At 54.4% G+C, this 26,139-nt stretch carries 17 protein-coding genes; 2 read left to right on the top strand and 15 right to left on the bottom strand.

Translation table 11 applies throughout. The features are described 5' to 3' along the window. Nucleotide 1: 1 nt before the first annotated feature. The 3 genes from H144_RS0129080 to H144_RS0129070 form a co-directional block, all read right to left on the bottom strand. Nucleotides 2-3,217, bottom strand: a complete 3,216-nt coding sequence (locus tag H144_RS0129080) for a SusC/RagA family TonB-linked outer membrane protein (protein ID WP_063826431.1) — start codon at nt 3,215-3,217, stop codon at nt 2-4. 126 nt (nt 3,218-3,343) lie between these two features. Then, nucleotides 3,344-4,273 carry a nuclear transport factor 2 family protein gene (locus tag H144_RS35260; RefSeq protein ID WP_157505238.1) on the bottom strand — a complete coding sequence of 310 codons (930 nt, stop codon included), beginning with the start codon at nt 4,271-4,273 and terminating at the stop codon, nt 3,344-3,346. A 395-nt stretch (nt 4,274-4,668) separates the two neighbouring features. Continuing rightward, entirely contained in the window at nt 4,669-5,517 is an 849-nt protein-coding gene (locus tag H144_RS0129070; protein WP_019945653.1) for a CHRD domain-containing protein, read from the bottom strand. A 218-nt stretch (nt 5,518-5,735) separates the two neighbouring features. On the opposite strand from H144_RS0129070, the gene H144_RS0129065 reads away from it, so the two are divergent. Next, nucleotides 5,736-6,254: a hypothetical protein gene (locus tag H144_RS0129065; RefSeq protein ID WP_019945652.1), complete on the top strand. Its 519-nt coding sequence runs from the start codon at nt 5,736-5,738 to the stop codon at nt 6,252-6,254. A 32-nt stretch (nt 6,255-6,286) separates the two neighbouring features. Here the strand turns inward: H144_RS0129065 and H144_RS0129060 are convergent, their stop codons facing one another. The 11 genes from H144_RS0129060 to H144_RS0129010 form a co-directional block, all read right to left on the bottom strand. Further along, nucleotides 6,287-6,745, bottom strand: a complete 459-nt coding sequence (locus H144_RS0129060; RefSeq protein WP_019945651.1) for a PIN domain-containing protein — start codon at nt 6,743-6,745, stop codon at nt 6,287-6,289. Continuing rightward, nucleotides 6,729-6,956: a UPF0175 family protein gene (locus H144_RS0129055; RefSeq protein ID WP_019945650.1), complete on the bottom strand. Its 228-nt coding sequence runs from the start codon at nt 6,954-6,956 to the stop codon at nt 6,729-6,731. The genes H144_RS0129060 and H144_RS0129055 overlap by 17 nt, the downstream gene beginning before the upstream one ends. Nucleotides 6,957-7,017: 61 nt before the next feature. Next, nucleotides 7,018-9,072 carry an SGNH/GDSL hydrolase family protein gene (locus H144_RS33615; protein WP_019945649.1) on the bottom strand — a complete coding sequence of 685 codons (2,055 nt, stop codon included), beginning with the start codon at nt 9,070-9,072 and terminating at the stop codon, nt 7,018-7,020. Beyond that, complete coding sequence (locus tag H144_RS32765; RefSeq protein ID WP_019945648.1) at nt 9,059-10,591, bottom strand: RagB/SusD family nutrient uptake outer membrane protein; 1,533 nt, start codon at nt 10,589-10,591, stop codon at nt 9,059-9,061. Before H144_RS32765 ends, H144_RS33615 begins: the two co-directional genes overlap by 14 nt. 30 nt (nt 10,592-10,621) lie before the next feature. Next, nucleotides 10,622-14,020 (bottom strand): SusC/RagA family TonB-linked outer membrane protein, encoded by a 3,399-nt coding sequence (locus tag H144_RS32760; protein WP_169409442.1) that lies wholly within the window; start codon nt 14,018-14,020, stop codon nt 10,622-10,624. 36 nt (nt 14,021-14,056) lie between these two features. After that, nucleotides 14,057-15,067, bottom strand: a complete 1,011-nt coding sequence (locus H144_RS0129035) for a FecR family protein (protein ID WP_019945646.1) — start codon at nt 15,065-15,067, stop codon at nt 14,057-14,059. 52 nt (nt 15,068-15,119) lie between these two features. Further along, complete coding sequence (locus tag H144_RS0129030) at nt 15,120-15,683, bottom strand: RNA polymerase sigma factor (protein WP_026351083.1); 564 nt, start codon at nt 15,681-15,683, stop codon at nt 15,120-15,122. 154 nt (nt 15,684-15,837) lie between these two features. Further along, nucleotides 15,838-17,202: an enolase C-terminal domain-like protein gene (locus H144_RS0129025; protein ID WP_019945644.1), complete on the bottom strand. Its 1,365-nt coding sequence runs from the start codon at nt 17,200-17,202 to the stop codon at nt 15,838-15,840. Between the two features lie 14 nt (nt 17,203-17,216). Then, nucleotides 17,217-19,463 carry an outer membrane protein assembly factor BamB family protein gene (locus tag H144_RS0129020; protein WP_019945643.1) on the bottom strand — a complete coding sequence of 749 codons (2,247 nt, stop codon included), beginning with the start codon at nt 19,461-19,463 and terminating at the stop codon, nt 17,217-17,219. 30 nt (nt 19,464-19,493) lie between these two features. Continuing rightward, entirely contained in the window at nt 19,494-21,725 is a 2,232-nt protein-coding gene (locus H144_RS0129015) for a DUF7133 domain-containing protein (RefSeq protein ID WP_019945642.1), read from the bottom strand. A gap of 23 nt (nt 21,726-21,748) precedes the next feature. Further along, nucleotides 21,749-24,226: a glycoside hydrolase family 95 protein gene (locus H144_RS0129010; RefSeq protein WP_019945641.1), complete on the bottom strand. Its 2,478-nt coding sequence runs from the start codon at nt 24,224-24,226 to the stop codon at nt 21,749-21,751. A gap of 255 nt (nt 24,227-24,481) precedes the next feature. Between H144_RS0129010 and H144_RS0129005 the strand changes: the two genes are divergently transcribed. After that, nucleotides 24,482-25,654, top strand: coding sequence for a DUF748 domain-containing protein (locus tag H144_RS0129005; RefSeq protein ID WP_019945640.1), 1,173 nt, complete (start codon nt 24,482-24,484; stop codon nt 25,652-25,654). A gap of 6 nt (nt 25,655-25,660) precedes the next feature. Here the strand turns inward: H144_RS0129005 and H144_RS0129000 are convergent, their stop codons facing one another. Continuing rightward, on the bottom strand, nt 25,661-26,110 hold the full coding sequence (locus tag H144_RS0129000) for a low affinity iron permease family protein (RefSeq protein ID WP_229208028.1): 450 nt from the start codon (nt 26,108-26,110) through the stop codon (nt 25,661-25,663). Nucleotides 26,111-26,139: the final 29 nt, after the last annotated feature.

Below are 26,139 nucleotides of genomic sequence, written 5' to 3'. Positions count from 1 at the left end.
ATTAAAATCCAAAAGAAATGTTGACGCCCATCGAGCGGACCGACGGTAGGGCGCCCCCTTCGAGTCCCTGCCAGTTGGAAATGGAGTTGGTGATCGCCGTCGGATCGACATGCCTGGAATTCGATTTCATGAGCCACAGATTGCGGCCGACAAGCGAGAGCCGGACTTTGCTGAACGGCGTTTTGGCGATCCATTCCGTGGGCAGGCTGTAACCGAGGCTGATTTCGCGCAGGTAAATGTAGCTCGCGTCAATCACGTCGATCGAGTTGATATTGTAGCCGCCATTTCCATTGCTGCTGAAATGCGTCCGGGCCGGGATAACCACAGTATTCGGCGTGCCGTCCTGCCGCACCCCTTCCGCGATAACGCCGTCCTCCCGAACGCTGCCCACAGCCGTTTCTTCGAGGATACCTGTCTCACGGCCAAACATCTGGGTCGTCGAGAAAAAGCTGCCGCCTTTCTGGAAATCGATCAGTGCGGAGAAGTTGAAACCTTTGTAGCGGAATGCGTTGATGAGTCCGCCGGTAAACGACGGCAGCACCGACCCCAGCACTTTCTGATCGTCGGAGCGGAGGTAAATACCCTCTTCGTTCACGACCTTCTGTCCCTTTTCATTGTACACGAAATCATACCCCACGATGGAACCGAACGACTCCCCTTCCCGCGCTTCCAGCTGCACGGCAAACGGCGCGTTGGTGAGCACCATCGTTTTCTGGTCGGGCATGAGCCGCACGATTTTGTTGTTGTTCTTCGCCCAGTTGAGCGTCACGTCCCATTTAAAATCCCCGTTAACAATCGGCGTCGCATTCAGGCTGATCTCTATGCCTTTATTTTCGAGCAAACCCGCATTGATATATTTAAATGTGGCACCCGTAGCGGCCGACCGGCTCAGCGGGATGATCTGGTTGCGCGTGCGGCGGTTATAGTAGGATAAATTGATCCCCAGCCTGTTATTGAACACTTTCATTTCCGTACCCAACTCATATTCCGAGGTAATCTCCGGTTTCAGGTCGGGATTGGGCAAGGTATTAGGCACCGAAACACGCGGATCGGAACCGAATGGCTGGTAGAGCAGGTACGAAAGCACGGTGTTGTACGGATCGGTATCGTTCCCCACCTGCGCGAGCGCCGCGCGGAATTTGAGGAAATTCAGCCAGTTGGCGTCGATCACACCCGACGCTACCCAGGAAACCGAGCCCGACGGATAGAAGTAAGAATTATGCTTCACCGGCAAGGTCGACGACCAGTCGTTACGCGCGCCAAGGTCCAGGAAAAGCATGTCTTTAAAACCCAGCGACGAGCTCGCGAACACGGAATTGATCCGCTTTTTGGTCTTCAAATCGACAATATCAGGCCGGCCCATCGATGCTTCGAGGCTGAAAACGTCGGAACTCAGCCCGTCCACCGTCTTGGAAATGAGCGACGAGCCCGTCCGCGTCATCCGGTTGACGCCCACGTTTGCATTCCATGAAAAGTCTTTGTTAAACAGCTTATTGTAAGACACGAGTCCCTGGAAGTTGTTTTCCAGGTGCCCGTACTTGCTCAGCCAGTACTGCGGCGTGTATTGCGAGCCGATCGCCACCCTTTCCTCCTGCGTTTCGAAATAGGTATCGGTCATGTATTTCACCTCCGCGGTCAGCCCATCGGTCAGCTTGTAGCTCGCGGCGAGGTTACCGAAAAACCGCGTGCGGCCGTCGGTCTCGTAGTTCTTGTGCCGCACCCAATAGGGATTGTTGGAATAGCGCGGTGCCGGATTGAACCATGAAGTCCGGTTCCAGGTGAGCTGGGTGCCGTCGGGGAGCTCGTACTCCTTCATTTTGTTAAAATCCACCTGCCGCTGGCCCCATTGCGTAAACTGCACCATCACGTTGGCGCCGTCGTCGCCATAGCCTGTGCCGGGCCTCCCTTTCGCCGAGTGCGTCACGAAGTTGGCCGAACCCGAGATCGTCAGGTTTTTGAGCGCTTCGTAGCTGGCATTAATACCCGCATTGTGTCGGACGAGCCTGGAATTGGGCAGAATAAACTTCTGATCCAGATTCGAGTAGGAAATGCGGTAGGAGCCTTTGTCGGTAGCACCGTCGAGCGACACGTTGTGATTGAATGTGCCTCCCGTTTCGAAAAAGCTTCGAATATTGTTCGGCTGGGCCTCCCACGGCACCACTTTCCCGAAATCGGGGTTCTTGCTGTCTTTGTCCCAGCTCCAATAAGGCCGGTACAGCTGCCCTTCGAATTTCGGCCCCCACGATTCGTCCGTCGCGTATTGCGGCATCAAATCATATGTACCGCGACCGTCGTTGTCGTTGTAGGTACCCTGGCGGTCGGCCGGAAACGCCTCGGGGTTTTCGTCATAATACAGTTTGTTGAACCGGTACCCGCCGCCGTATTTATTCTGATAGCGGGGCAGTTTGTATACTTTATCAATATTGTAACCAAAAGAATAAGACAGGTTCGGCTTGCGCGATTTGCCGCCCTTCCTGGTCGTGACCACAATCACCCCGTTGGAACCGCGACTGCCGTATAATGCCGTCGCCGCGGCGCCTTTGAGGACAGTCACATTCTCGACGTCGTTGGGGTTCAGGTCCTGGATGGAGTTGCCGAAATCATAACCGCCGGAGCCGCGCTGCTGTTCGAGCGAGTTGGTATTGCGATTTTCCATCGGCATACCATCGACGACGAACAACGGGTTGTTGTTCCCGTAAATGGAGTTGATACCGCGGATATTGATCTTCGCCGAGCCGCCCATCGAGCCCGTGTTGCCCGCCACCTGCACGCCCGCGAGCTTGCCTGAAAGCGAATGTACGAGGTTCGTCTCGCGTACATTGCTTAGCTCCGAGCCATCGATTTTCTGCGCCCCGAAACCGATCGATTTTTCCTCTCGCCGGATGCCCAATGCCGTCACTACTACTTCCCCGAGCTGGCGCGAATCCTGCGCGAGCGTCACGTCCACCCGGGAACGCCCACCGACCTTCATTTCCTGTGTTTCAAAACCGATATAACTGAAAACCAGCACCGTACTGTCGTTCGCTATCCTGATGGAATACTTACCATCGGCGTCGGTTTGCGTGCCTGCATTCGCATTCCTGATCTGGATGTTCACGCCCGCGAGTGCGGTACCGTCATCCTTGCCGAGCACGGAGCCGGTCACCGTCCGTTCCTGTGCGATCGCATGCATGGCCGGGAGCAACAGCATGCACCATAGTGAATAGATATTTTTCATGGAATATATGGATTGGTAAAAAAATGCGGTATCCGTCACCAGCAGAGGGGCGCTGGCAGCATGGGAAGGGCACAATGCATCCGTTACCGGCTGGACGGTCGGCGTGACAAATGGTTCGCGTAACGGTTATTGAAACAGGCTTACCTGCTCTGCAACGATTTTCCAGCCCTCGGGCCGCCGTTGCCAGACGCGCGTAAAGAATCCCCCGACCGGTTTGCCGCCTTTCATGGCTTTGACCTTGCCAAAACAGTAAGCCAGGTCACCTTCTTTGGAAATCCCTTCTCCTGATCTGATAAATTGGTATGATTGAATGTCCGGTTGTGCAATGGCTGCGAGCGCTTGTGCTTTGGTTTTACCAAACGGGCGGTCGCTGCGCAGCAGCACTACTTCCTCCGCTAAATATTGCTTGTAAGCCTGGTTAACGTCTTTTCCGGCCGCTTCCAGAAAGGCCGCTTCCGCAGTCCAGGGCTGCGCATTGGGATCTTTCACTTTCGGAATGGGCGTAATATAGCGGTAATCCGTGTTGCTTTGCGGCTCCGGGTCGCGGCGGAACGCCTCTGCCGGGTTTCGGCTTTGCGAATGGATCACACCGCCGTCGAGCATCACCTTGAACACCCCCGACGCATTCTTTTTCCAAACCGAAAAGAAATACCCCGAACCTACCGCATCCTGCCCGCGCTCGGCGATGTATTGAAACGGCCCGGCCGTAAACCCGAGGTCGCCCGCCTGCGAAACATGCCCGATCAGCGGGTACCATTTCAGCAATGCCTCGCCTTTGGGCGACTTGCTGTATTCGGCAATGCCGTTCACAGCCGCTTCGCCGTTGAAAATCATACCGGCGCTATCCAGATAGGCGAGAAATGCCGTGGGCACGTCCGTTGCCTCCGCCTTCGCCGCAAATGCCCTTTCTTCCCGGATCAGCAGTGCCAGATCAGGATCGGTCTGCTGTGACTGTGCTGTATATACGCATGTCATCAGCAATATCGCGCAGAGCCACATACATTTGCCTGAATGCCTGTTGAGCGAACGATCGGAACTGAGTACAGGTCGGGGCATGCGGAGTGATCTGGTTAGGAGTTATCACACAATGATACAGCATCTTATGAAAAAGTAAAAGCATTCCGGCGCGCTGTCGACCGACGACGTCAATTATCGCCCAAATGCGCTGATCGAACACAACCAGCCAGTTTACACACGTTTGCGCCGCTGGTCTATTACATTATCAATCAAATACTTAGCAAAACCAGCATTTATACAATAAAGGCTGTCAAATCGCCATTTACAGGCAAGCCAAATATCGGCAGCTTTGTATCGAGAGTTTTTAACCGATTACTTTTTCCACTTTCCTCGGAAATACCGACAGGGTAATAATGGTGTAGTACAGTTGTTGTAATAATAATCCCGTCCTCAGGCGTTGAGGACGGGATTTTCATGCTAAACGCCTTCCAAAATCACCATTCGATCTGCGCACGGATTTCGCCCCCAGGATAAATGATATTGTGAATATTGAAGTAATAAAGCCCATTGAGCAGTTCCGTTTCCTTGATCTTCACGCCGTCCACCATCACGGAATTGGAATATTCACCCGCCAGGTCTCTGGGGAAATTCGGGAAAAAGTCGTGCTGGATGCCTGCATTAGCCCCTTTGGCGGCGGTTCCGTGGATATGCGAGCCGGTCGGCGTACCCGTCAGGTCTTTCCACTTGATGAAATAGCTGAGCAAATGCGTCGATTTGTTGTACATCACATCCACCGTCCCCGAAGCGTTGGTCGAGACGGCCGGAACCTGCTGCATGCCTGTCAGCACAAGCCCTTTTTTGACGACAATATGCGGCTGGTCGTAAAATTCGATCTGCCCGCGGATCTCCCCGCCCCCATTCATCGGCGTATGGATATTGAAATAGTAGAGCCCGTTGAGCAAATCGGCCTCGTTGATTTTACTGCCGTCCACCAGCACCGATGTGGAGTAAGAGCCGCTTTGCGTTTGCGGAATGTCTTTAAAGAAATCGAACTTAATGCCTGCATTTGAGCCCCGCGCAGCCGTTCCGTGAATGTGCGCACCCGTAGGAATTCCCGTGAGATTGGCCCAATTGAGGGTAAACGTGAGCATGTGCGTCGTCTTATTGTAGGATACGTCGGCCCAGCCGGATGCGCCGGTTTGCCTGGCCGGGAACTCCTGGGAACCACTCAGCGGCAATCCGTTTTGCCTCACAACATCCTGCGGCGTCTCGTGATCTTCACACCCGGCAAAGAGCATAACGAGCAGGCATACCATTCCGAACTTGCATAGAACTTTCATCATTTTGCTTTATTGGGTTGAGTTGAAAGATTTTTATAAGCTATTCCTTTAAAATTACAATTATTTAAGCAGAGTTTGGGGGAAATCGTATCAATAAAACATTAAGAAATAAAGGGTTAGCCATTTGCTGCATTTGCTCTACTTTTTCGCGCGTTCGTCGATATAATTTCGCCGGTTCGCGGCTTTTCCGTTCATTTACTGCATCATTTCGAATCGCGCTTATGGAGACTCCCTTTCTGGAAAGACAAAGCCGGTTTCCGCTTTCAAACCGTTCTGTGACGGTCAAATATGCGCTCGTGCACATGTGTTACTGGATTTTGGTCCCAGGCCGCGTTACGTCACCTGATCCCGATATTTTCGTCGCCGCTACGCCGTGCGATGCCGTTCCGAGGGCTATGCTGGGCATTCCGGCCAACCTGGATTGCGAAATGATCAAATGGCGGCTCACGCTCCGTCGCGACCCGCGCAATCCCGGCCGCGACGATTTCCAATTGCAGTATACCTACGGCATGACCAGGCCCGGCACGCAAGGTTTTAAAGACGACGGTTTCACGAAGGAGCTTTCCGGTAAATGGACCACTGACATGGCTGTCGGCCACAACTGCGAAAAACTGAAATGGGCTTTACTTTCTATTACGACCGGCAGACGAAAAGCCGACGACCTATCAATGGGACGGCTCGCTATTCCGCGACAAGCGCATATCAGATCCCGATCGGGAGGAATTTTCGGGAGGAGGTGATGGGGTTGGTTGGCCGGTAGGTGATTGATTTTTCACTCATTGGCGAGCAAGAGAATCTGCTCAAAAACTTTCTGAGAATACCGGAAATTGGTTTGCTGAATCTCCTCCAAAATCGGTGTGATTGACGAAATTACCATCATTTGTTTGGCTTTTAATAACACGCCGAGCGTTCCTGTAATTTCCAACCCCAATCTTTGCGCTACTTTTCGCGCTTTGTAGTCGTCTAGAATAAGCAGGACGGAATCTAATGTCATGGCGAAGGCAATGGCGCCAGCCTCTCCGGGATCAAGATCAAAGGTGTATTCGGCGCCCGAATCGGCTGCAATCCGAATGGAAATCCACTCCGGCAGTCGGCTTCCGAATTCACCGGCGATTGTGTCCGTAATCGTTACGGTTCCGAAAATTGACTGCAGAAGATCCAGCTTCCCTATTTTTTCAAGAAGGATAAGGCAACTGGTGTCAGCGATAATTACTTCATATTCTTTCTGCATCGGCTATCATATCAGAAACCGGGTAGTTCAACAACGATACCCCATAGTCTCCAAGCAGCTCTGCAAATGTTCGCTTCGTGACCCCGGCCATTTCAGCCGCCTGTCCCAACGAAAGTTTTCCCGATTCGTATAGCTTGGCAGCTATGAACCGGATTGTGTCATTCTGATGTTCCCCGAGGCTGTCGGGTACTTGTAGTGTGATAGTTGTCATGATAGTAAATATACGGTTTTCGGCTGACTAACCCAACAACGGAGTTTAAGCTTTACCCGGGTTAATGTGCCGCCGTCGCCTGCACATGACCTCCTTGTCTCAGCATTGTAACCAGCCGCAATGCCTCCGCATCCCCCGCATTCAAGCTTAACGCCTTCCGCGCGTAGCGCAGCGCGCCGTCCCGGTTGTCCATTTGATAGTAAGCCGCGGCAATGCGCCGCAGCACCGAAGCATTCAAAGAGTCGGATGGAAACCCGGCCCGCAATGCCACCACCTCCTGCACGAGTGTGCGCACCGCCGCGAGGTTGAGGCCGGATGTGTTGTTTCGGATCGCGTAGTCGAGGTAAGGAATGGCGTTTTCGGGTTCGTCCATTTTCAGGTGCAGGACGAAGAGGTAACGCGCCGTTTCAAATGACGGTGCTAGATGGAATGCCTTTTGAAAATTGAACAATGCATTTCGCTCGTCGCCCAGCTGGCCGCTGAGCATGGCCGATTGGTTATATAAAGCCGCGTCCAGCGGGTTTTCCAATATGAGCGATTCCACGATCTTCCGGGCTTCGCGGTAGTTTTTCCTTTCGATATAATGGTTGTACGCCTGATCCATCGCTGTTTCCCAGGTAATGCGCCGATGGGCCAGGTCGAATGCGACCCGTTCCTCGAATGTTTCCACCGGCACCGAATCCTGCTCTAATGCCGCATTGAACGGCCAGCTCTTTTTCAGGTTAGCGATTTTGTAAATACCTCCGAGCGAGTCGATGGCGGGTACCGGCATGCTTTGTTGCAATTTTGCGAAGGACATTTCCTGATGAGCCTCCGGTTGAATAAACCGTGCCTTTTTCAATGCTTCGTAAAACGTATCAGACATCAACGCGTAGCCCTTCAAATCGGGATGGACGTGTTCGAGAATGAGCTCACTGCCGATAACGCCACCTGGCGAATGTGTTTCAAAAACAGCCTGCACATCCACCAAATGTGCATTGGAATGACTCGCTACCAGCTGACCCACGATCGCATTCATTTCCTGCGGTGCCCTGAAACGCAGTCCGTCAAGATCTTTTGCCTTGGAAAAATATTCGCGGACGGCCTGCACATTGCCACGGGCGAATTCCAGCTTTCCCAAATAGTAATTACAAAGCGCATGGGCCTTGTAACTTTCCGCTGCTTTTTTGAAATAATGATACGCCTGCAAACTGTCCGCCGCTTTCAGGTAATCAACCGCAACTTTGTAATTACGTGTAAAATCGGGAAAGCGGGTGCTATCCACCGGAAAGCTCACAAACGGCCGCAGGTCCCGCTCGTTGCTGACAAGGTTACTGATAAACACGGGTATACGCTTCCTTGAAAACACATCCAGCACCGCATGCATATTCGACCTGAACTGCTCCACGCCGCGCCGGTACAGCTCCGATTGATAGGGAATCCCCTGCCCGGCCACCATCCGCTGCATGCGGGTACCGTCATTTTGACCGTCTGCATATACAGACCGCATTTTTTGATACAAATCGGCCCCCAGCTGCATGATTTTCAAAGAACGCATTCGTAACAACGCATTCACCCACGCTGGATTCCCGCCGAGTTGTTCCGTAGAGCCGACGCCCATTGCGCCGTAATATTCGTTGTGCCCCGTGTAAATGAGCACGGCATCAGGCTGATAATCCACCATTTCGCGGGCGAAACCGAGTACCGTGTACGAATTCACGGCCGTGAGCGCCAGGTTGACGATCTCGAAATGCTGTTCCGGAAATGTACGCGCCAGCCGGTATTGCAGCCAGCGATGAAAGGAGCCGTTGTGGAAATACGGGTAACCGATGGTGGTAGACTCACCCAAAACGAAAATGCGACGGGTACCGGGAGCCTTCGTTTTGCGAAATGGCTCCACGTTACCGGTCGTCGCATTCTTCTGGTTGATGAAGTATCGTTTGGATGCGTCAGGGTTTAGGTATAGCAAGTTCTTGTCTTCGGGATATTCGATGAAAAGGCGGAGGTCGTGGCCGTAATGGAACAGCCGCAGCCCGCATTCCAGCAATGCTAAAAGGCAAAAAGGCACCGCCACGCTGATGATCTTGAACACCAGCGTGCGGCCCCGTTTCGCTTTTTTCGGATCAGTACCCGTCATTTTGCAGCCACTTCGGGTTACGCGCCATTTCGTTGACCGGAATCGGCGCCAGGTACTTTTGCGCGAAGTTTACATTCGCCGGGATCGGGTTCTCTTCGCTGCTCCGCTCGGCTACGATCTTGGGCAGCAGCTGCAAACGGACGATATCGAACCAGCGCACGCCAAACTCGCCCGCGAACTCGTACGCACGCTCGTACACGACAGAATCCCGGAATGCCGTGGCCGAAAGGCCTGCTGTGAGGTTAGGCAGCCCTGCCCGCTTGCGCACCTCGTTGATCGCCGCGTAACTGGCCGCCGTCGGGCCGCCACCCGACATGGCGGACGCTTCGGCATAGGCCAGCAATACGAGCGGATAGCGGATGATGTCATACACCTTGTTGGTACTCGGGTTAATCGAGTTGATCGTCGTCTCCGTCTCCGATACGCCGTCGCCATTCAGCCCGGCGCGGAATTTCTTGTAGTAGGGATGCCGTGCGTGCGTTTCCGGCGAGTCCCAAGGCACGAGTTTGAACGTTTTGCCGTCGGGCTGGCGCAGCTTCAAAGTCGTATAGAAAGTATCGTCGGTACGCTTGCATTTGGGCGCCTTTTTGTAAAAATTGATTTCGGGATAATAGTCGTCCCAGCCGCTCGAACCATTCGCCGCCACTTCATCCAGCGGCACGCACGACGAGCCCGCGCTGCGTAATGGCAAGCCGCCATTGACGTTGTATTGCAACCCAAAAATCGATTCGGGACCATTGTTCGTCGTAAAAACCTGCGCATAGGGCGTGCTGAGGTTAAACTGGCCAGATTTAATCACCGCATCGGCCTCGGCTGCCGCTTGCGCGTAGTTGCTGGTCTGGTTCAATGGCCATCCGGACATCGTCAGGTACACGTCGGCGAGCAGCGAACGGGCCGCCATCTGATCGGCTTTGCCGGGGGCATTGTCGAACTTCACCGGCAGCATTTCTTTTGCTTTCTGCAAATCGGCGATAATGGCCTCGTACACCTTTTCGATCGGGTCACGGTCGGGGCGGTCGTCCACGTCAATCGGCGTGAGGATCACCGGCACGGGCCCGAATGTGCGAACGAGATAATAGTAGCCCAGTGCACGCAGGAAATAGGCCTGCCCTGCCGACTGGTTTTTCTGCTCGTCGGTTGAATTCACCTTGGCATAATTCGCGATCACGTTGTTGGCCTGGTAAATGCCCTGCCACGGGCCTTGCCATTGCGCCACCATACTGCCGTTGCCGCTCCCGCCGCTGAGCCGGTCGAACAGGCGGAAATCCTCCTTGTTCAGGCCCGGGTCCGTCGTAAAATCGTCCGAACCGAAATAGGATGTGCTGCGGTTGGTAAATCCCCACGCGCCATCGCGCGCAAACTGGATGTAAATCGCTGCCACCGCACCATCCAGGTCCGACTGCGTTTTAAAATACGTACCCGGCGTGAGGTTGGCTTTGGGGTCTTCGGTGAGGTTCTGGCAACCGGAAAACGCCGCGGCAGCCATCAGAATCGATAATATTGAAGATTTGATTTTCATAATGCTCTTTTAAAAAATGTCATGAAACCGTTACAATCCCAGCCGCAAACCGGCGGTGTAAGTCCGGGCATTCGGGATCACACCCATTTCCAATCCTTGCGTAATGGCATTGAACCCATTGGAAACCTCGGGATCGTAGCCGGGGTATTTCGTGATCATGAACAGGTTCTGGCTGCTCACGTACACTTCCAGGTTACGGATTTTGATTTTATTCAAAACCACGGCAGGCAGCTTGTAGGCCAGCGACACGTTTTTCAGCTTGATATAGCTCGCATTGTACACATAGCGGCTGCTGTTGTTGAAGTTCTTGCTGGTATTGCTGAAAGCCGGGTTATCGGTCTCATTTTGCGGTGTCCAGATGTTGAGCGCGTCCTGCGTAGTCGCATTGCGCTGGTCGCCGAGGCCACCCCAGAGGTAAGCCAGCGTCTGCGAATAAATCTGGTTGCCGTGCGTGCCCTGAAACATGAAACTCAACGTAAAATCACCATAGCTCAGGTCATTGATAAACCCAAAAGAGTACTTGGGCGTACCATTGCCGATCGGCATACGGTCGTTGGCAGTATAGGCATGGTCGCCGTCCAGGTCGGTGTATTTGGCATCGCCGGGTTTCATACCGTATTTGGTAGCCTCTTCGGCCTCGCTGGTTTTCCAGGTACCGAGAAACTGGTAACCGTAAAACTCGCCCAACGGCCGCCCTACCCGCAGGATAGAAGCGCTGTTACCCGCCGACCCGATCCCGTTCACGATCACATTGTCGAGCCCGCCGAGGTCGGTTACCTTGTTTCGGTTAAACGAAATATTGAAATTGGTCGTCCAGCGCAGCTTGCCCGCGCTCACCGGCGTCCCTCCTACCGAAAACTCGATACCGCGGTTTTCCACGCTTCCGATGTTGCGCAGATAATCGCCCCCGCCCATGTAAAATGGCGCCTGATAATTGTACAGCAGGTCCGAAATGTTCTTTTTGTAGGCATCGGCGGTGAATGTCAACCTGCCGCGGAGAAACGACGCATCCAAACCAACGTCGAACTGCTCCGTGCGTTCCCATTTCAGGTTTTTCGACACTGGCGAACCGAGCGGCGTGGCTACGCTTTGCGTGGTCCCGTCATAGTAATAGGCAGGCTGCGGACCGCCCGTAGTGATCTGCGCGATCGTCGCATAAGCGCCTACCGCCTGGTTGCCCGTTTGCCCGTAACTGGCACGCAGTTTCAGGTCCGAAAACACCCTGGAACCCTTCATAAAGTCCTCGTTAGCCACATTCCAGCCCAATGCGAGCGATGGAAACGTACTGTATTTCTGGGTCAGGTGGGAAGATCCATCGGTACGAACGCTGGCCGTGACCAGGTATTTGTCCTTGTAAGCATAGTTGACCCGACCCATGTACGACTGCAATGCATCCTGCGAGTAGCCCGAGCTCGTTTGCTGGGTAGCGCCGAGGCTCAGGTTGTAGTAGCCCAATGCGTACGACGACAGGTTGTTGGCCCGTGCATTGATGGATGTCCCGTTCCCGTTCTGCTGTTCGTAAAGCGCCGTGAGCGTGACCGCGTGTTCGCCGAAGTTGGTTTTGTAGGTCAAAAAATTGCTGTTCTGGAAAAATCCGCCCCGGGACGCATTCCCTTCCGCATACAGCACCCCGTTGCTCGTACCCGGCCCGAACAGGTTCTGCGTGAAACCCGAGCGGATTTCATAGGTATTAATGGTAGTAAATGAAAGCCCTTTCAGGATGCGGTAGGTCAAAATCGCCGTGCCCGTCACATTAGCCTGGCGGTTGTCAAACTGCTGGTTCGTCGCCCTTGAAATGGGGTTATACTGGATAGAACCGTAAGGCGCCGTGTAGATAAACTGTCCGGTGGCGGGGTCGCGCACGGGCGAAGTCGGGTCCCATTCCGTGGCCTGGGTGAACGGGTCGGTCAGGTCGCCGGAGTAGCCGTTGTTGCGGCTGTTGGGCAGCATCGCGGCCACATTGAATTTCAGGTCGATTTTGTCGTTCAGCTTCGCGTCGATGTTCGCCCGCAGCGTCGTCCGTTTGTAATATTGGTTCAAAATCAGGCCCGGCTGGTCGAGGTAGTTGGCAGAAAACAGATAGCGTACATTGGACGACCCGCCCGACACATCCAGCTGGTAGTTCTGAATCCACGGCTCCTGGTGCAGCTCGTCCTGCCAGTCGGTGCCGCCATTGGCTTTCAGTTCGGCCAAACGCTGGTCCGAGAACGCAGGCGCATTGCCGGTAGAAGCAAACTGCGCATTTACAGTCCTGGCAAAATCATAGGCATTCATCAGATCGAGCTTTCTGGGGATGCTGGACTTGCTGAACCAGGTACTGAAATTGACCCGCGCCTTCCCTTCCTTACCGGTTTTGGTCGTGATCAAAACGACCCCGTTGGAGCCGCGCGAACCGTAGATTGCCGCCGACGAAGCGTCTTTCAGAATTTCCAGCGACTCGATATCGTTCGGGTTAATGGACTCGATATTACCCCCTACAAAGCCGTCGATCACATACAATGGCTCGTTGGAACCGGTAATGGAGTTGGCGCCGCGGATACGGACGTTCAGTCCGCGCCCCGGCTGCCCGCTCGAACTCGACACGGTAACGCCGGAAGTGGTGCCCTGCAAGGCCTGCTCAACCCGCACAAGGGGCCGTTTCGCAATTTCCTTCGCCGATACGCTGCTGGAAGCGCCCGTTACATCACTCTTGCGCTGCTCGCCGTAGCCTACCACCACCACTTCTTCGAGCCCGCGCTCGCTCACACGCATGCCCACGTCGATGCTCGTGCGCCCGCCTGCGATCACTTCCTGGCTCTCGTAACCCACAAAACTATACACCAATACCGCACCGGAAGCCGATTCGTCGGGTATTTCCAGGTCATACACGCCATCGGTGTTGGTGGTGGTGCCGCGCTGCGTGCCTTTGAGCACAATGCTGACGCCGGGCAGCGGATCATTTTTTTCGTCCGTCACTTTTCCCCGGATGTTGATCACTTTCGGGGCGTTACCAGGGCTGATGGTCGTCGCGCCGGGCAGTACTTCCAGGGATGATTCCGCACCGGGGGGCGGCAGTTGCGTTTGCCGCAAGCTCTGTTTCAGCTCCCGCACCGACCCCGCATCGGCGTCTTTCGGGAAGATAGCGTAGATTTTCCCGTGTTTTTTGTATTCCAAACCATTGGATTTCAGGAGGCGGTCGAGCGTTTCCTCGATGCCCTCGCCATTGCGCCCCTGGTACTGCACCTGCAACGATTTGATTTTATCATTGTGGTACATAAAATAAACGGAATGGCGCTTTTCGAGGTCATGCAACACCTGGTCCAGGCTTCGGTAGGATGGCTGCTCGCTGCGCTGGGGCTGAGGTGCCTGCCCTCTGGCGAACGTTTGCGCCTGGGCCACTGAACCGCCGGCGCATAGCAATCCCATCATGAGTAAGTTGATCTTTTTCATGCGCATTGATTGAAGGTTTCGATAAAATTTCAGTTGCTAGTCAGGGCGGCCCCGGATCGTCACCCGGCGCTCCTGGTGTGTAATGGTGACGGGCAGAATGCTTTCCAATGCACTCAACAGGTCACCCATGTTGTCTGTCGGCACGATGCCGTTTACGGTTTGTTGTCTTAATGAGTCGGCCTCGATGATAACGGTTACCCCATACGTTTCCTGGATCAGCACGGCGATTTCCGCCAGCGAGGCGTCGTTGAGCGTCCACCGGTTGTTCTTCCACGAATACACCGGGCTGGCGTCGGGCAGGTGACGGATGCGCAATTCTTTCCTGTTTCTGGAAAAATCGACGAGATCGCCTGGCTTCATCCGGATTTCCTTTTCCGGAAGGTCGTTGAGCCGCAAATGCACGAGGCCTTCGCTGAGTACGACGCGCGTCTGGTCCTGGCGGGTGTTGACATTGAATTCCGTGCCGCGTACTTCCACATTCAGGTCATGCGTGTGAACGGTAAATTTCACCGAGCGGCCTGCCTTTTTCAATTTGCTTACACTAAAAAAAGCCTCACCTTCAAGCCATACCTCGCGTTCGGTCCGCCTGCCCCAGCGGTCGGCCACGCGCAGTTTCGAATTCGCATTGAGCGTCACCAGCGACCCGTCCGGCAGCAATACCCGCCGCGATTCCCCGAAAGCTGTCCGGTAGGTGCGGTTCTGGCCCTGCCGGTAGAAATACCCGCCGAATGCGAGCAGCAGCAATACCACGGCGGCCGCGGCTTTCACCCACAGCATGCGGTTGGTAAAGATGATGGTCTTCCGGTTTTTTCCGTCTTCGATCCCCTGCCAGATCCGGTCGATCGTCTCCGAACCAGGCACCTCGCTTTCGTCAGACGAAGCCAGCAGCACCATTTGCCGGGCCAGCTCGATGTCGCGTGCCTTGGATGGATGATCGCGCAGCCAGTCGAGCCAGAACTGCTCCGTTTCGGATGTCGGATGAAGCACCCAGCTGCAAAAAAATGCATCGGTCGCAAAATCCTCCGGCTCAAATGACAAATAATTCATGGAAAAATCTGGTTTTCATCCTCCAAAAACAAATGGTGAAAACCCGGACGGATTACCCCAGCAATTGGGATTTTTTTTGAAAAAGCAGTTCCCGCAACCCTTTCATCGACTTTTGCAGCGTATTATGCACCGATTGCAGGGAGATATTCATGATCTCGGCGATCTGCTGGTGGTTGAATTCGTGGTAGTAGCGCAGGTTCACGACTTCCTGCTGGCGCGGCGGGAGCTGCGTTAAGGCATGGCCCAGCGCATGGGTGCGGCCGAGTTCGTTTTCGGTGTCGATGAGTTCACTTTCGGTAGAATGGGAGAAAAACCGGTGCTCGAAAGCGGAAAGCTCCGCCCCGGCACCGGCTGCGTTTCGGTTTAGCGGGTGCTGCGTGATCTTGCGTCGCAGCACCCTGAAAAGGTAGTATTTAATGCTATCGGTGTCCGACAGCCTCTGGCGGCTGTTCCACAGTTCGATAAACATGTCCTGGATCGAGTCTTCCACCAGTTGGGTGTCGCCCGTGAGTTTATGGCCGTACCGGTAAAGTACCTCGATATGGGTTTTGTAAAGCATTGAAAAGGCCGTTTCATCCCCGCTTCGGAAACTTCTCCACAAGTCTGAATCATTCATAGGAAATGGTGCCGGAAAATGGATCGATAAGTCCGGCAAACCTAAAATCCCACCCTTAAAAAAACCTTAACAAAGCATTAACAAGCCCCGTTTCCAGCCGTTTTTTTAAACAATTCCTATAAAAAATTGGGCATTAACCGTTAAAACCTGATTATCAGGGCTTTAAGAGGGTACCGTCGCTCTTTCGTACCGTCCACCGCGACTTCGTTCCGATCGGGTATTTCGCAGCTTCTTTCTCGTTGATGTCGATGCCCAGGCCTGGTGTTTCATTTACATAATAATAACCGTTCTTGATCGTCGGACAGCCGGGGAAAACCTCCTGCACTTTATCGCTGAAACGCTGCGATTCCTGGATACCGAAATTCCAGACGGCTATATCGATATTGTTATTGGCCGAATGCCCTACCGGCGACGTGTCACCCGGTCCGTGCCAGGCCGTTTTGACGTTGAACCACTCGCCCAGGCGCGCCACTTTCATGGCCGGTGTAATGCCTCCTATCTGTGAAATGTGGCAGCGGATGTAGTCGAACAGCTGGTTCGCCATCGGGTCGCGGAATTCGTTGATATTGTTGAAAAGCTCGCCCATCGCGATCGGGACCGTAGTGCTCTGGCGCAGTTGTTTGAACCACCCCATATTCTCGGGCGAGAAAGGATCTTCGATAAAATAAGGACGGTATTCTTCCAGCCCTTTGATCATGTTGATCGCGTCCATCGGCTCCACGAGCTCATGCATATCGTGCAGGAGTTCAATGTCTTCACCGCATCTTTTCCGGACCATTTCAAACATTTTGGGCACGCGTTTCAGGTACGTGCGCTGGTCGGAGAAGTCGTCGGTAGCCCTGCCGAAACCGGCCGCTTTGAAATCCGGTTTGATCTCGTCCATCGCCCCTACCCCGCCGTAACCGCCCTGCTGAATGCGGATGTGGCGGAAACCTTCGGACATATATTGCTGCACCTTGTCGGCAATCGCCTCGGGCGTAGGACCGCTCGCGTGCGTGTAGGTATCCACGGCAATGCGCGCTTTCCCGCCGAGCAGCTGGTGTACAGGCACATTGGCCCGTTTTCCCTTGATATCCCACAGCGCCTGGTCCAGGCCCGACAGTGCATTGTTCAATACGGCATCGTTGCGCCAGTAAGAGCTCACATAAGCCGACTGCCACATATCCTCGATGTTATCAACGTCTTTGCCGACGCAGAATTCGTCCAGGTAAATATCGATTGCGGGGATTACGACTTTCGCGCGTTGGGTGAACGTGGCGCAGCCCAGCCCGTAAAGCCCCGGCTCCGAGGTTTCCACTTTCACGATCACCAGGTTCGCACCGCCCGGCGCGGTGGTAATGGCCCTTACTTTCTTGATCGTCACCGGGGCAGCCCCTTTGGCATATTGCGGCGTCTCATAACGCTCGGCACGGGCTTTGGGGCTCTCGAAAAGCGACAGCAGCCCGGCTGTGGAACCGGCCGCGAGCATTTTCATGACGTTACGCCGGCTGGTTTCGGTGGAGTTTTCTTTTTTGAACATATGTACAGGTTTAGTTATTTCAATGCAAATGCGATGTAATTGCCGCCGATCTTCTGCCCGCGGCCTCCGCCGGCTGCGATGACGATGTACTGTTTCCCATCCACCTGGTAGCTGATCGGCGTAGCGAAACCGCCGGCCGGCAGCTGGTATTCCCAAACGGCTTTACCCGTCTTCTTGTCGAATGCGCGGATCTTCTCATCTTTGGTGCCGGCAATGAACACCAGCCCTCCGGCCGTCGCCAGCGGGCCGCCGTAGCTGTCGGTTCCGGTAATGGGAATGCCTTTTTTCGTCAGTTCAGGGTATTCGCCGAGCGGCACGCGCCAGAGGTATTCACCGGTGTTCAGGTCGATGGCATTTAATGTGCCCCAGGGCGGCTTCACGCCCGGATAACCGTTCTGATCGGTGAAGCGCTGCCAGGTTTTGCTTACGTATGCGGGCATGTACGGGAAGCCGTCTTTGTTAGCGGGTTTGGCAGCATTGGACGCTTTAACGGGTGCCGCGCCTTCTTTTTCACGGTTAAGGAGAAAGTCTATCAATGCGTCGTGCTCCTTGTCCGACAAATGCCCGAACGACGGCATCCGGCCGCTACCGGTTTTGAGAATCCCTTTGATCTGCACCGGCGAGAGCTTTTTGCCGATATCCACCAATGCAGGCAGTTCCGGCCCGCTGCCCTTGCGGTCCTGGCCATGGCAGGCGGCGCAATTGGCGAGGTAAAGCGAGTTGCCCAACGTGCGCGGCGCTTCGGACTTCTTCTGCGCCGCATCGACCATGATCAGCTCCCAGGGCTCTTCATTGACATTCTGGTAAAACACCCCGTCGGGATCGACGGCATTGCCGCCCCATTCCGCGCCACCGCTGTATCCGAACAGCAATGTACCCGTCGTGCTCGGCGGAGCGAATTTGTCGTCTGTTTTAATCCTGAGATAACGGTCCTTCACGTAAGCGTGCGCTTCCGGGGAAATATCTGTGATGTCTGCCTCGGTGAAGACCTGCCGTGAAAGCGGTGCGGGCTTCAACGGAAACTTCTGCGTGGGATATGGATGTTCGCCAGGAAGGCCATTGACCGGCACTTTCCGTTCTTCCACCGGGAAAATGGAGGTGCCCTTGTCGCGGTCGAGGACGTACACGAGGCCGTCCTTCGTGCTTTGTACGACCACGTCTACCCGCTTACCATTGTGCGTGATGGTCGTCAGGTTGGGCGGACTGGGGTGGTCGCGGTCCCAAAGATCGTGGTGGATCGTCTGGTAATGCCATTTCCGCTTTCCGGTTTCGGCGTCGAGGGCCAGGATGCAGTTGGCAAAAAGGTTACTGCCCGCACGGTCGCCGCCGTAGAAATCCGAGGCCGGCGAGCCGGTACCGAAATACACGATTCCGCGCTTCTCGTCGAGGCTCATGCCACTCCAGTTGTTGGTAGCCCCTATTTTCTTGTACGCATTCTTCGGCCAGGTGTCGTAGCCGTATTCGCCCGGCTGCGGAATGGTGTGAAAAACCCATTTCAGGTTGCCCGTCGCGACGTCGAACGCCCGGATATGCCCCGGCGCGGCATCCCCCGATTCGGATACCGCCGAGCCTAGGATGAATGTATTTTTAAACACAATACCCGGACTCGTCGCATTTACCGAAAGCCTGCTCACGTCATGGTCCAGGCCGGTTTGCAGGCCCGCATGAATATCCACCCGGCCCGCTTTGCCAAAGCTTTTGATAATTTCGCCGGTGGCAGCATTCACCGCGTACAGGCTGGACCCTACCGTGTAAAGTATACGTTTGTCATCCCCATCTTCCCAATAAACCACGCCCCGGTTGGAATTGAGGCGATCGTCCTTGTAAGGTTCGAATTTCCACAATTGTTCGCCGGTACCGGCCTTTAAGGCAAAAAGTTTCAACTCCGGGGTCGTCCCGTAAAGCACCCCATTCACGACGATCGGCTGGCACTGAATGGCCCGGTTGCGCTGGCGGCCGGGATTGGCCGGGTCGGGCTTTTCGGAAGCGTCGTACATCCAGGCTACCTGCAAGTCCCCGACATTGCCCAGATTGATCTGGTCCAACGGGGAATAGCGGTTACCGGCCTTGTTTCCGCCATAATTCGGCCAATCGGAACCCGGGCCCGGGATAGCGGCTCCGGGCGTCGCCTTCCCTGCCGAACCTTTTGAATTTTGATTTGAAAAACCATTCCCCAAAAGCATCGCCACGCACAATGCGCCTGCCGACAGACCAACGCCTTTCCTAAACAGCGCCGAACGCAAAAACTGCTCGCTTCCCATTAATTTCCAAGTTTCGGTTTAAAGTTTCAGTTACTGGATCGACAGCTCGTCCAGCGTGTAAGCCTTGTCGCGCGAGGCGGTTTGTTCGCGGATCGCCTGCACATCTACCGGCCGAACGGGCGGCGAGTTGGTGAATTCGTAGCGCACATAGCTCAGCACCGAGGCGATCCACTCGTCGTCGTTGTCTTTCATCGACGGCATTTCGGTGGGGTAAGTATTGCCCTCGACCGGCCCCGACAACCCGTGCAGCAGAATGCGGACGGACGCATTGGTATTGTTCCGGTTCAACCGCCGCGAACCTGCGAGCGGTGGTGCCGTTTTGCTCATCAACCCTTTTCCATCGGCACCGTGGCAGGTCGCGCAGAGCGATTTGTAGATCACGGAGCCGTTCATGACCAGCGTGCGGTCGGGCGCGTCGAGCCGCCCTAGTTTAGTACCGAATTTCCTGGCATCTTCATTCTTTTCGACGCTCCGCTGCGCGCGGGCGAGCACTTCCATATTGCTGCCCTGCTTCACGATTTCTTCCGCCAATGCCTTCGCTTTTGGTGATTTACTGTAATTCAAAGAAAAAATCAGCTGCATGCGTACGTCGGCAACCGGATCGGACTTCAACACCGCCAGCTTTTCAACCATACCGTCGTCCTTTTTCAAATAGGGTTCCGTCATGCGGACTGCCGCTTTCCGTATCTCAAAATCACTGTCTTTCAATGCATTCGCAATAATCTTCTCGTCCAATGCCCCTAACCCTTCCAGCGTCCACAATGCATGCAGCCTCGCCAGCGCCGACGGTGTTTTGATCGCCTCGTTACTTTCGCCAGCGGCAATCGCTTTCAGCAATGGTACTACCGATTGATCGTTGCGCACGACGAGTTCCTTCTGCGCATTATCGCGCCACCAGCCATTGGAGTGGCCAAGATGGCCCACAAGCTGCTTCGAACTTTCATCCAGCATTTTCGGCTTCGGACCGGGTGCCATACCGTCATGTACGAGGCGGTAAATGCGTCCGTGCTGAATATTTTTGTCCAAACCGAGCCGCTTGATCTGCGGGCGCAGGTAGCTTTTGGGGCCCGTCCAGTTGCCTTCCTGGATGATCCCGCGGTTCATATCCACGATATAAAGACAGCCGTCGGGACCGGTATACATATTCACCGCCCGGAAATTCATGTCCGTGGATGCGATAAATTCTTCATTCTGATAGGCATTTTCAAGGGTAATCTTGCCGTTTTTGTTCGTCACTTTCGCGCGGCGAATGAGCCTGCCTACCGGCTCGCTGATCAACAGGTCGCCTTGGAGATCGGCCGGTAGCCTATCGCCGCGGAAGATCAGCTGCCCGCAGCTGGCAGTGAAGTGATTGAGCGTCGTATCGGGGCGCAATCTTTTCAAACCACCCTCCACGTCGGGCGTTTTGATGATCGGCCACACTTCGTTGAATTCCTCCTTGTACTGGTCGGCGAACTCCATCCGCCCGTAAACCGGGTTGATCTGGAAGCCCAATGCAGGCGTCTCACCTCCTGCCGACGAGAAGTACATCCGGCCGTAATTGTCATGCGTGAGCCCCCATTGCCCGCTCGATCCGCTCGGAATGGAGTCGGGTTTGAGCGTGCCGTTGGTATAGCGGAACCGCACAGGGTCCACGGCCATGTAGATCCAGTTATCGACATTCCAGTCGAGGCCGCTGCGCTGGTGTTCCAGGTTACCGGGCGCTTTTTTGTCGGGAGTGTAAACGGGGCGTTTCACATCCGCGACACCGTCTTTGTTGGTGTCTTTATAGCTATATACATTGTAAGTATCCGTCTCATTCACAAGCAATTCATTACCCACACACAGCAGCATGCGCGGCAAAAGCATTTTATCGATAAACACCGAACTCTTGTCCATTTTACCGTCGTTGTTGGTATCTTCCAGCAGCATTACCCGGCTCGTGGGCGCGTGCTCGCCGGTGCCTTCCACATCCTGCATGTAGGTATTAAGCTCGGCCACGTACATGCGCGCGTTACCGTCCCACGCCACTGCCACAGGCTCGTGGATCATCGGTTCGCTGGCAACCAGTTCGAGGTGGTAGCCCTTGGGGAGTTTAAATGTTTTGATGCTCTGCTCGGGCGTCAGGTGTGTGGGGGAAGGGTTTTCGGTGAATGCCGGAATGGCGCTTACGGAAGCGTCGGTCGTGCGCAGCATATCGCTTTGGGAGCTGTTTTGGCGCGATACCTGGCAGGTAACCAGCGTCGCGGCGAGCACCCCGGCGATCCAGATTTTCTTGTTCATGGTGATGGGTTTAGAAAGGGTTGTTACCGGGTAAATGTATAGGTCCTGCCTTTTTCCGTCGGGAAGTCGTACAGGGCTGTTTCGGGTATTTTGGAAGAAATAATTTTAGCGGCAGGCGAAATCAGCGCCTTCGGTATGTCGAGGGTTTGGTAAAATGCGTTGCTATTCGCGGCACCGTTCGCTACCAATGCCAGTCCATTCCCTTTTAATGCATCCGAAAGCCTCAGCCGGCAGTTTCCGCCCAGGTTGGATTTGATAACCAGTTTCGAAACTTTCCCTTCCTTCCATTCCAGCGAGACGATTTCGAAACCGCCACGGGCACGCAGGCCGCTGATGGAACCGGCTTTCCAGCTGTCGGGGAGCGCCGGGAGCAAATGAATGGCGCCGTCGTGGCTCTGCATGAGCATTTCGGCAATGCCGGCCGTGCAACCGAAGTTACCGTCGATCTGGAAAGGCGGGTGCGCGTCGAAAAGGTTGGTATAAGTGCCGCCCCCGCCCTTTTTGCCTGCTGCTTCCACCGGCGAAAGCTGGTCGGTGATAAGCTTGTAGGCGCGGTTACCGTCGAGCAGGCGCGCCCACCAGTTTACTTTCCAGCCCATCGACCACCCTGTTGACACGTCGCCGCGGTGTTCGAGGGATGTCCGGGCCGCGCTGAAAAGTTCGGGCGTACGGTAAGCGGAAAGCTGGTGCGAAGGGTACAGGCCGTACAGATGCGAAATGTGGCGGTGCTTGTCGTCCGGACTGTCGAGGTCTTCGAGCCATTCCTGCAATTGGCCAAACTTCCCGACCTGCATGGGCGGTAGCTGGGCGCGTTTGGTTTTTAGTGTTTTAACAAAATCCGCATCCGTCCCCAAAGCTTCCGCAGCCCGGATAGCAGCGGTAAAAATGTCGTAGACAATCTGGTTATCCATCGTATTTCCCGCCCCGATCGTCGTTTTCGGGCGGATCGCCGGGGCATTCTCGGGCGACATGCCGGGTACCACCACCAGCCATTGATGTGTCGGCTCCGGCACGAGGAAATCCACAAAGAACTGCGCGGAGCCCTTCAACGCAGGGTATACCGATTTGAGGTATTCCTTGTTGCCCGAATAGCAGTATTTTTCCCACAAATGGGTGCTCAGCCAGGCGCCGCCCATGGGCCACATAGCGTAGAAAATGGGGTCCACCGGCCCGGTAATGCGCCACAAATCGGTGTTGTGGTGCGCCAGCCAGCCTTTCGCCCCGTACATCACCCGCGCCGTTTCCTGCCCGGTCACCGAGAGCTCCTTCACCATTTGCACGAGCGGCTCGTGCATTTCGGTCAGGTTGGTAACCTCGGCGGGCCAGTAATTCATTTCGGTATTGATGTTAATGGTGTATTTGCTGCCCCACGGCGGGTTCATTTCCTGGTTCCAGATACCCTGTAAATTGGCCGGCTGCCCGACAGGCATACCGTTTCCGCCGGGCTGAGAAGCCGAAATGAGCAGGTAGCGGCCAAACTGGAAGTACAATGCCACCAGCTGCGGATCATTACCGGACGCAAACTTCGCAATGCGCTCATCCGTAGGCCATTTGGCTGCGTCCGACGTGCCCAGGTCGAGTTTTATACGGTTGAAATAATGCTGGTAAGCGGCAATGTGGCTTTTCAGCAGGGTATCAAAAGGCTTGCCGGCGGCTTTGCTCAGATACTGGTCCGCTTTCGCCTGCGCATTAGCTGTCAGCGTTTTATAATCCACAAAATTCGTGGCAATGGAAATGTATATGGTAGCAGCATTGGCATTACTGACCGTAAGCGCCGTATCGCCCTCGCTTATCCGGCCGCCCTCGGGCGCCACCTGCACATGTGTGCGGAATGCTACCTGCCCTTTGATGCCTTCTTTATCGCCGCTCATGCCCGCAAAAATCAGCGTTCGCCCCTTCTCCGTTTTTCTTTCTCCCTTTTGGGGACTGGTCAGGAATGAAGTGAAAGTCAGCTTGCCCGGCTTGTCGGCGGTGAGGCGGATGGCGATGATCTGGTCGGGCACGGAAGCGAATACCTGGCGGGTGTATTTCACACCATCGACCACATAGGAGGTCGTGGTGACTGCCTTTTCGATATCCAGCTCGCGGTAGTAATCGTTGAAATGGTCGTGACCGGGGAAATCGATGTTCAGGTTGCCGACAGGCTGGTACATCATCCCGTTGGTCGTTTTCGATTCAATTTTTTCAGCGGCCAGTTTGGCGGCTTCGTTGTGCTTGCCTTCGAAGATGAGCTTGCGCACTTCCGGCAATGCGTCGAGCGCGTTCGGGTTGTCGTTGCGGTTGGGGCCGCCGGCCCATACGGTCGATTCGTTGAGTTTGAGAATCTCGCGTTCGGGGTTGCCGTACACCATCGCGCCCAGCCTTCCATTCCCGACCGGCAGTGCGTCGGTCCAGGTTTTTCCGGCTGGTTTTTTGTACCACAGTTTCAGCGAACCGGGAGTCTGTGCAAAAATGGGATGGGCAAAGAGAAAAAGGGTCAGGCTTAGGAATAGGCGTTTCATGCAAAATGTGTTGTGGTCCTTTGCGTTAAGAGGACACAAACGAAGATTTTTAATGCTTGGGTCAGCAAGTTTTGGCCGGCAAATTAGGCTTGCGGCATTAACGAGGGCATTAATAAAAGCTTAATGCAGGCAGGAAATCTGAAAATTGTTCTTTGAAAAATGAAAAACCTACACTTTCAGTCGGGCAAGCCGCGAAACCGTTTGGTATGATTGTTTAATGGAACGCCGTCGGAATCAGCTTTATACCCACGTAGAATGACCGCTACACGCACCCAATCCCGAAAAAGACGCACGGCCAAAATCCTGATCGGTATCCTCATCGCCATTGTCGTGATCAGGCTCGTGCTGCCGTGTGTCGTACTGCATCTGGCCAACCGCAGCCTTGCCCGCATGGATGGGTATTATGGACATATTAAAGACATCGACCTGGCCATCATCCGCGGAGCCTACAAAATCGATAGCATTTATATTAACAAGGCAGATTCAGTTTCGGGAAAACAGACGCCCTTTTTCGCTTCTCAAACGGTGGATCTCTCGGTGGAATGGAATGCGTTGCTGAAAGGCTCCATCGTAGGCGAGCTGGTTTTCCAGGGGCCTTATCTGCTTTTTACCAAAGATAAAGTGGAGCCTCAGGAGGTCGTGAAGGACTCCGCGGACTTCCGGAAAGTGCTCGACAAGTTTATGCCGTTGAGTATTAACCGGTGCGAGTTGCGAGACGGCAAAATCCAGTACAAGGATTTCGGCACGAAACCTAATGTGGACATCGCGATGACGAACCTGCATTTGGTCGCGCAAAATCTGCGGAACAGCTACGATTCCACCACCATCCTGCCCGCCAATATCCACGCCACCGCGGATGTATACGAGGGAAAGCTGCGTTTCGACGCCAGACTGAACCCGCTCGCCGACGCGCCTACGTTCGATATGAGCGCGGAGCTGAACAATACGGACCTGGTGCAACTCAACGATTTTTTCCAGGCATATGCCAAAATCGATGTAAACAAGGGGCGTTTCGGGTTGTATACCGAGGTGGCGGCCAAGGATCAGGCGTTTAAAGGATATGTGAAACCGGTGATCAAGGACCTGGATATTCTCGGGAAGGAAGACCGGAAGGATAACCTGCTGCAAAAGATATGGGAAGCCGCCGCGGGCGGCGCAGGAAAGCTCTTTTCCAACAAATTGAATGACCAGGTCGCGACGAAAGTGCCGTTCCAGGGCCGCCTGGACGATCCAAAAACGAATATCTGGCTGGCGATCACGAATACGCTGCAAAATGCATTCATTCATGCTATTCAGCCGTCGATCGACAATGAGATCAGCATTGCGTCGGTGAAGACGGACAAAAAAGAGAAGAAGACCTTTCTGCAAAAGATCTTCTCCAAGGATGACGATCAAAAGGGAGACGGGAAGAAAGACAGGAAAAAATGAAAATAGCTACTCCTGAGAGCCGGTATCGCCCGCCGAAATCCCCATCCTGACCGATTTCTTGTGCTTGTGCAACCGCTGAGCCACGTCGATAGAATGCGAGGTGTGTATATCGGTGTCCGCTTCCGCCATATCCGCCAGTTTTTGATAAAACTTCCGCAACACATCCAATTCCGCCTCGCTCAGGTCTTCGATGTCGACCATGCGGTTGCTGGCAAACCGGCTGGCGGCTATCAGTTCGTTGAGTTTCAATTGAATGGCTTTCGAATCCTTATTCTGCGATTTCTGGATCAGGAATACCATCAGGAACGTGACGATCGTCGTGCCGGTGTTGATCACCAGTTGCCAGGTGTCCGAATATTTGAATATCGGGCCGGTGACGCCCCACACGACGATTATCGTTAATGCCACGCCGAAAGCCATTGAACTTCCCGTCCAGGCGGTAATCCGGGTAGCCATTTTTTCGAAAAAATTAACATTTCCCCTTT

This window comes from Dyadobacter beijingensis DSM 21582 (genome assembly GCF_000382205.1).
In the GTDB taxonomy this organism is placed as follows: Bacteria; Bacteroidota; Bacteroidia; order Cytophagales; family Spirosomataceae; genus Dyadobacter; species Dyadobacter beijingensis.
Note: the sequence above shows the minus strand (reverse complement) of the source record. Positions and strands in the feature narration are given on the sequence as shown.

Bases quoted from the DNA above. Each gene is read 5' to 3' on its own strand.
- H144_RS0129070 (WP_019945653.1), bottom strand. From the start codon at position 5,517: ATGATGAAAGTTCTATGCAAGTTCGGAATGGTATGCCTGCTCGTTATG.
- H144_RS0129005 (WP_019945640.1), top strand. From the start codon at position 24,482: ATGACCGCTACACGCACCCAATCCCGAAAAAGACGCACGGCCAAAATC.
- H144_RS0129000 (WP_229208028.1), bottom strand. From the start codon at position 26,110: ATGGCTACCCGGATTACCGCCTGGACGGGAAGTTCAATGGCTTTCGGC.
- H144_RS0129020 (WP_019945643.1), bottom strand. From the start codon at position 19,463: ATGGGAAGCGAGCAGTTTTTGCGTTCGGCGCTGTTTAGGAAAGGCGTT.
- H144_RS32765 (WP_019945648.1), bottom strand. From the start codon at position 10,591: ATGAAAATCAAATCTTCAATATTATCGATTCTGATGGCTGCCGCGGCG.
- H144_RS0129010 (WP_019945641.1), bottom strand. From the start codon at position 24,226: ATGAAACGCCTATTCCTAAGCCTGACCCTTTTTCTCTTTGCCCATCCC.
- H144_RS35260 (WP_157505238.1), bottom strand. From the start codon at position 4,273: ATGCCCCGACCTGTACTCAGTTCCGATCGTTCGCTCAACAGGCATTCA.
- H144_RS32760 (WP_169409442.1), bottom strand. From the start codon at position 14,020: ATGAAAAAGATCAACTTACTCATGATGGGATTGCTATGCGCCGGCGGT.
- H144_RS0129065 (WP_019945652.1), top strand. From the start codon at position 5,736: ATGGAGACTCCCTTTCTGGAAAGACAAAGCCGGTTTCCGCTTTCAAAC.
- H144_RS0129035 (WP_019945646.1), bottom strand. From the start codon at position 15,067: ATGAATTATTTGTCATTTGAGCCGGAGGATTTTGCGACCGATGCATTT.
- H144_RS0129030 (WP_026351083.1), bottom strand. From the start codon at position 15,683: ATGAATGATTCAGACTTGTGGAGAAGTTTCCGAAGCGGGGATGAAACG.
- H144_RS0129080 (WP_063826431.1), bottom strand. From the start codon at position 3,217: ATGAAAAATATCTATTCACTATGGTGCATGCTGTTGCTCCCGGCCATG.
- H144_RS0129025 (WP_019945644.1), bottom strand. From the start codon at position 17,202: ATGTTCAAAAAAGAAAACTCCACCGAAACCAGCCGGCGTAACGTCATG.
- H144_RS0129015 (WP_019945642.1), bottom strand. From the start codon at position 21,725: ATGAACAAGAAAATCTGGATCGCCGGGGTGCTCGCCGCGACGCTGGTT.
- H144_RS0129055 (WP_019945650.1), bottom strand. From the start codon at position 6,956: ATGACAACTATCACACTACAAGTACCCGACAGCCTCGGGGAACATCAG.
- H144_RS33615 (WP_019945649.1), bottom strand. From the start codon at position 9,072: ATGACGGGTACTGATCCGAAAAAAGCGAAACGGGGCCGCACGCTGGTG.
- H144_RS0129060 (WP_019945651.1), bottom strand. From the start codon at position 6,745: ATGCAGAAAGAATATGAAGTAATTATCGCTGACACCAGTTGCCTTATC.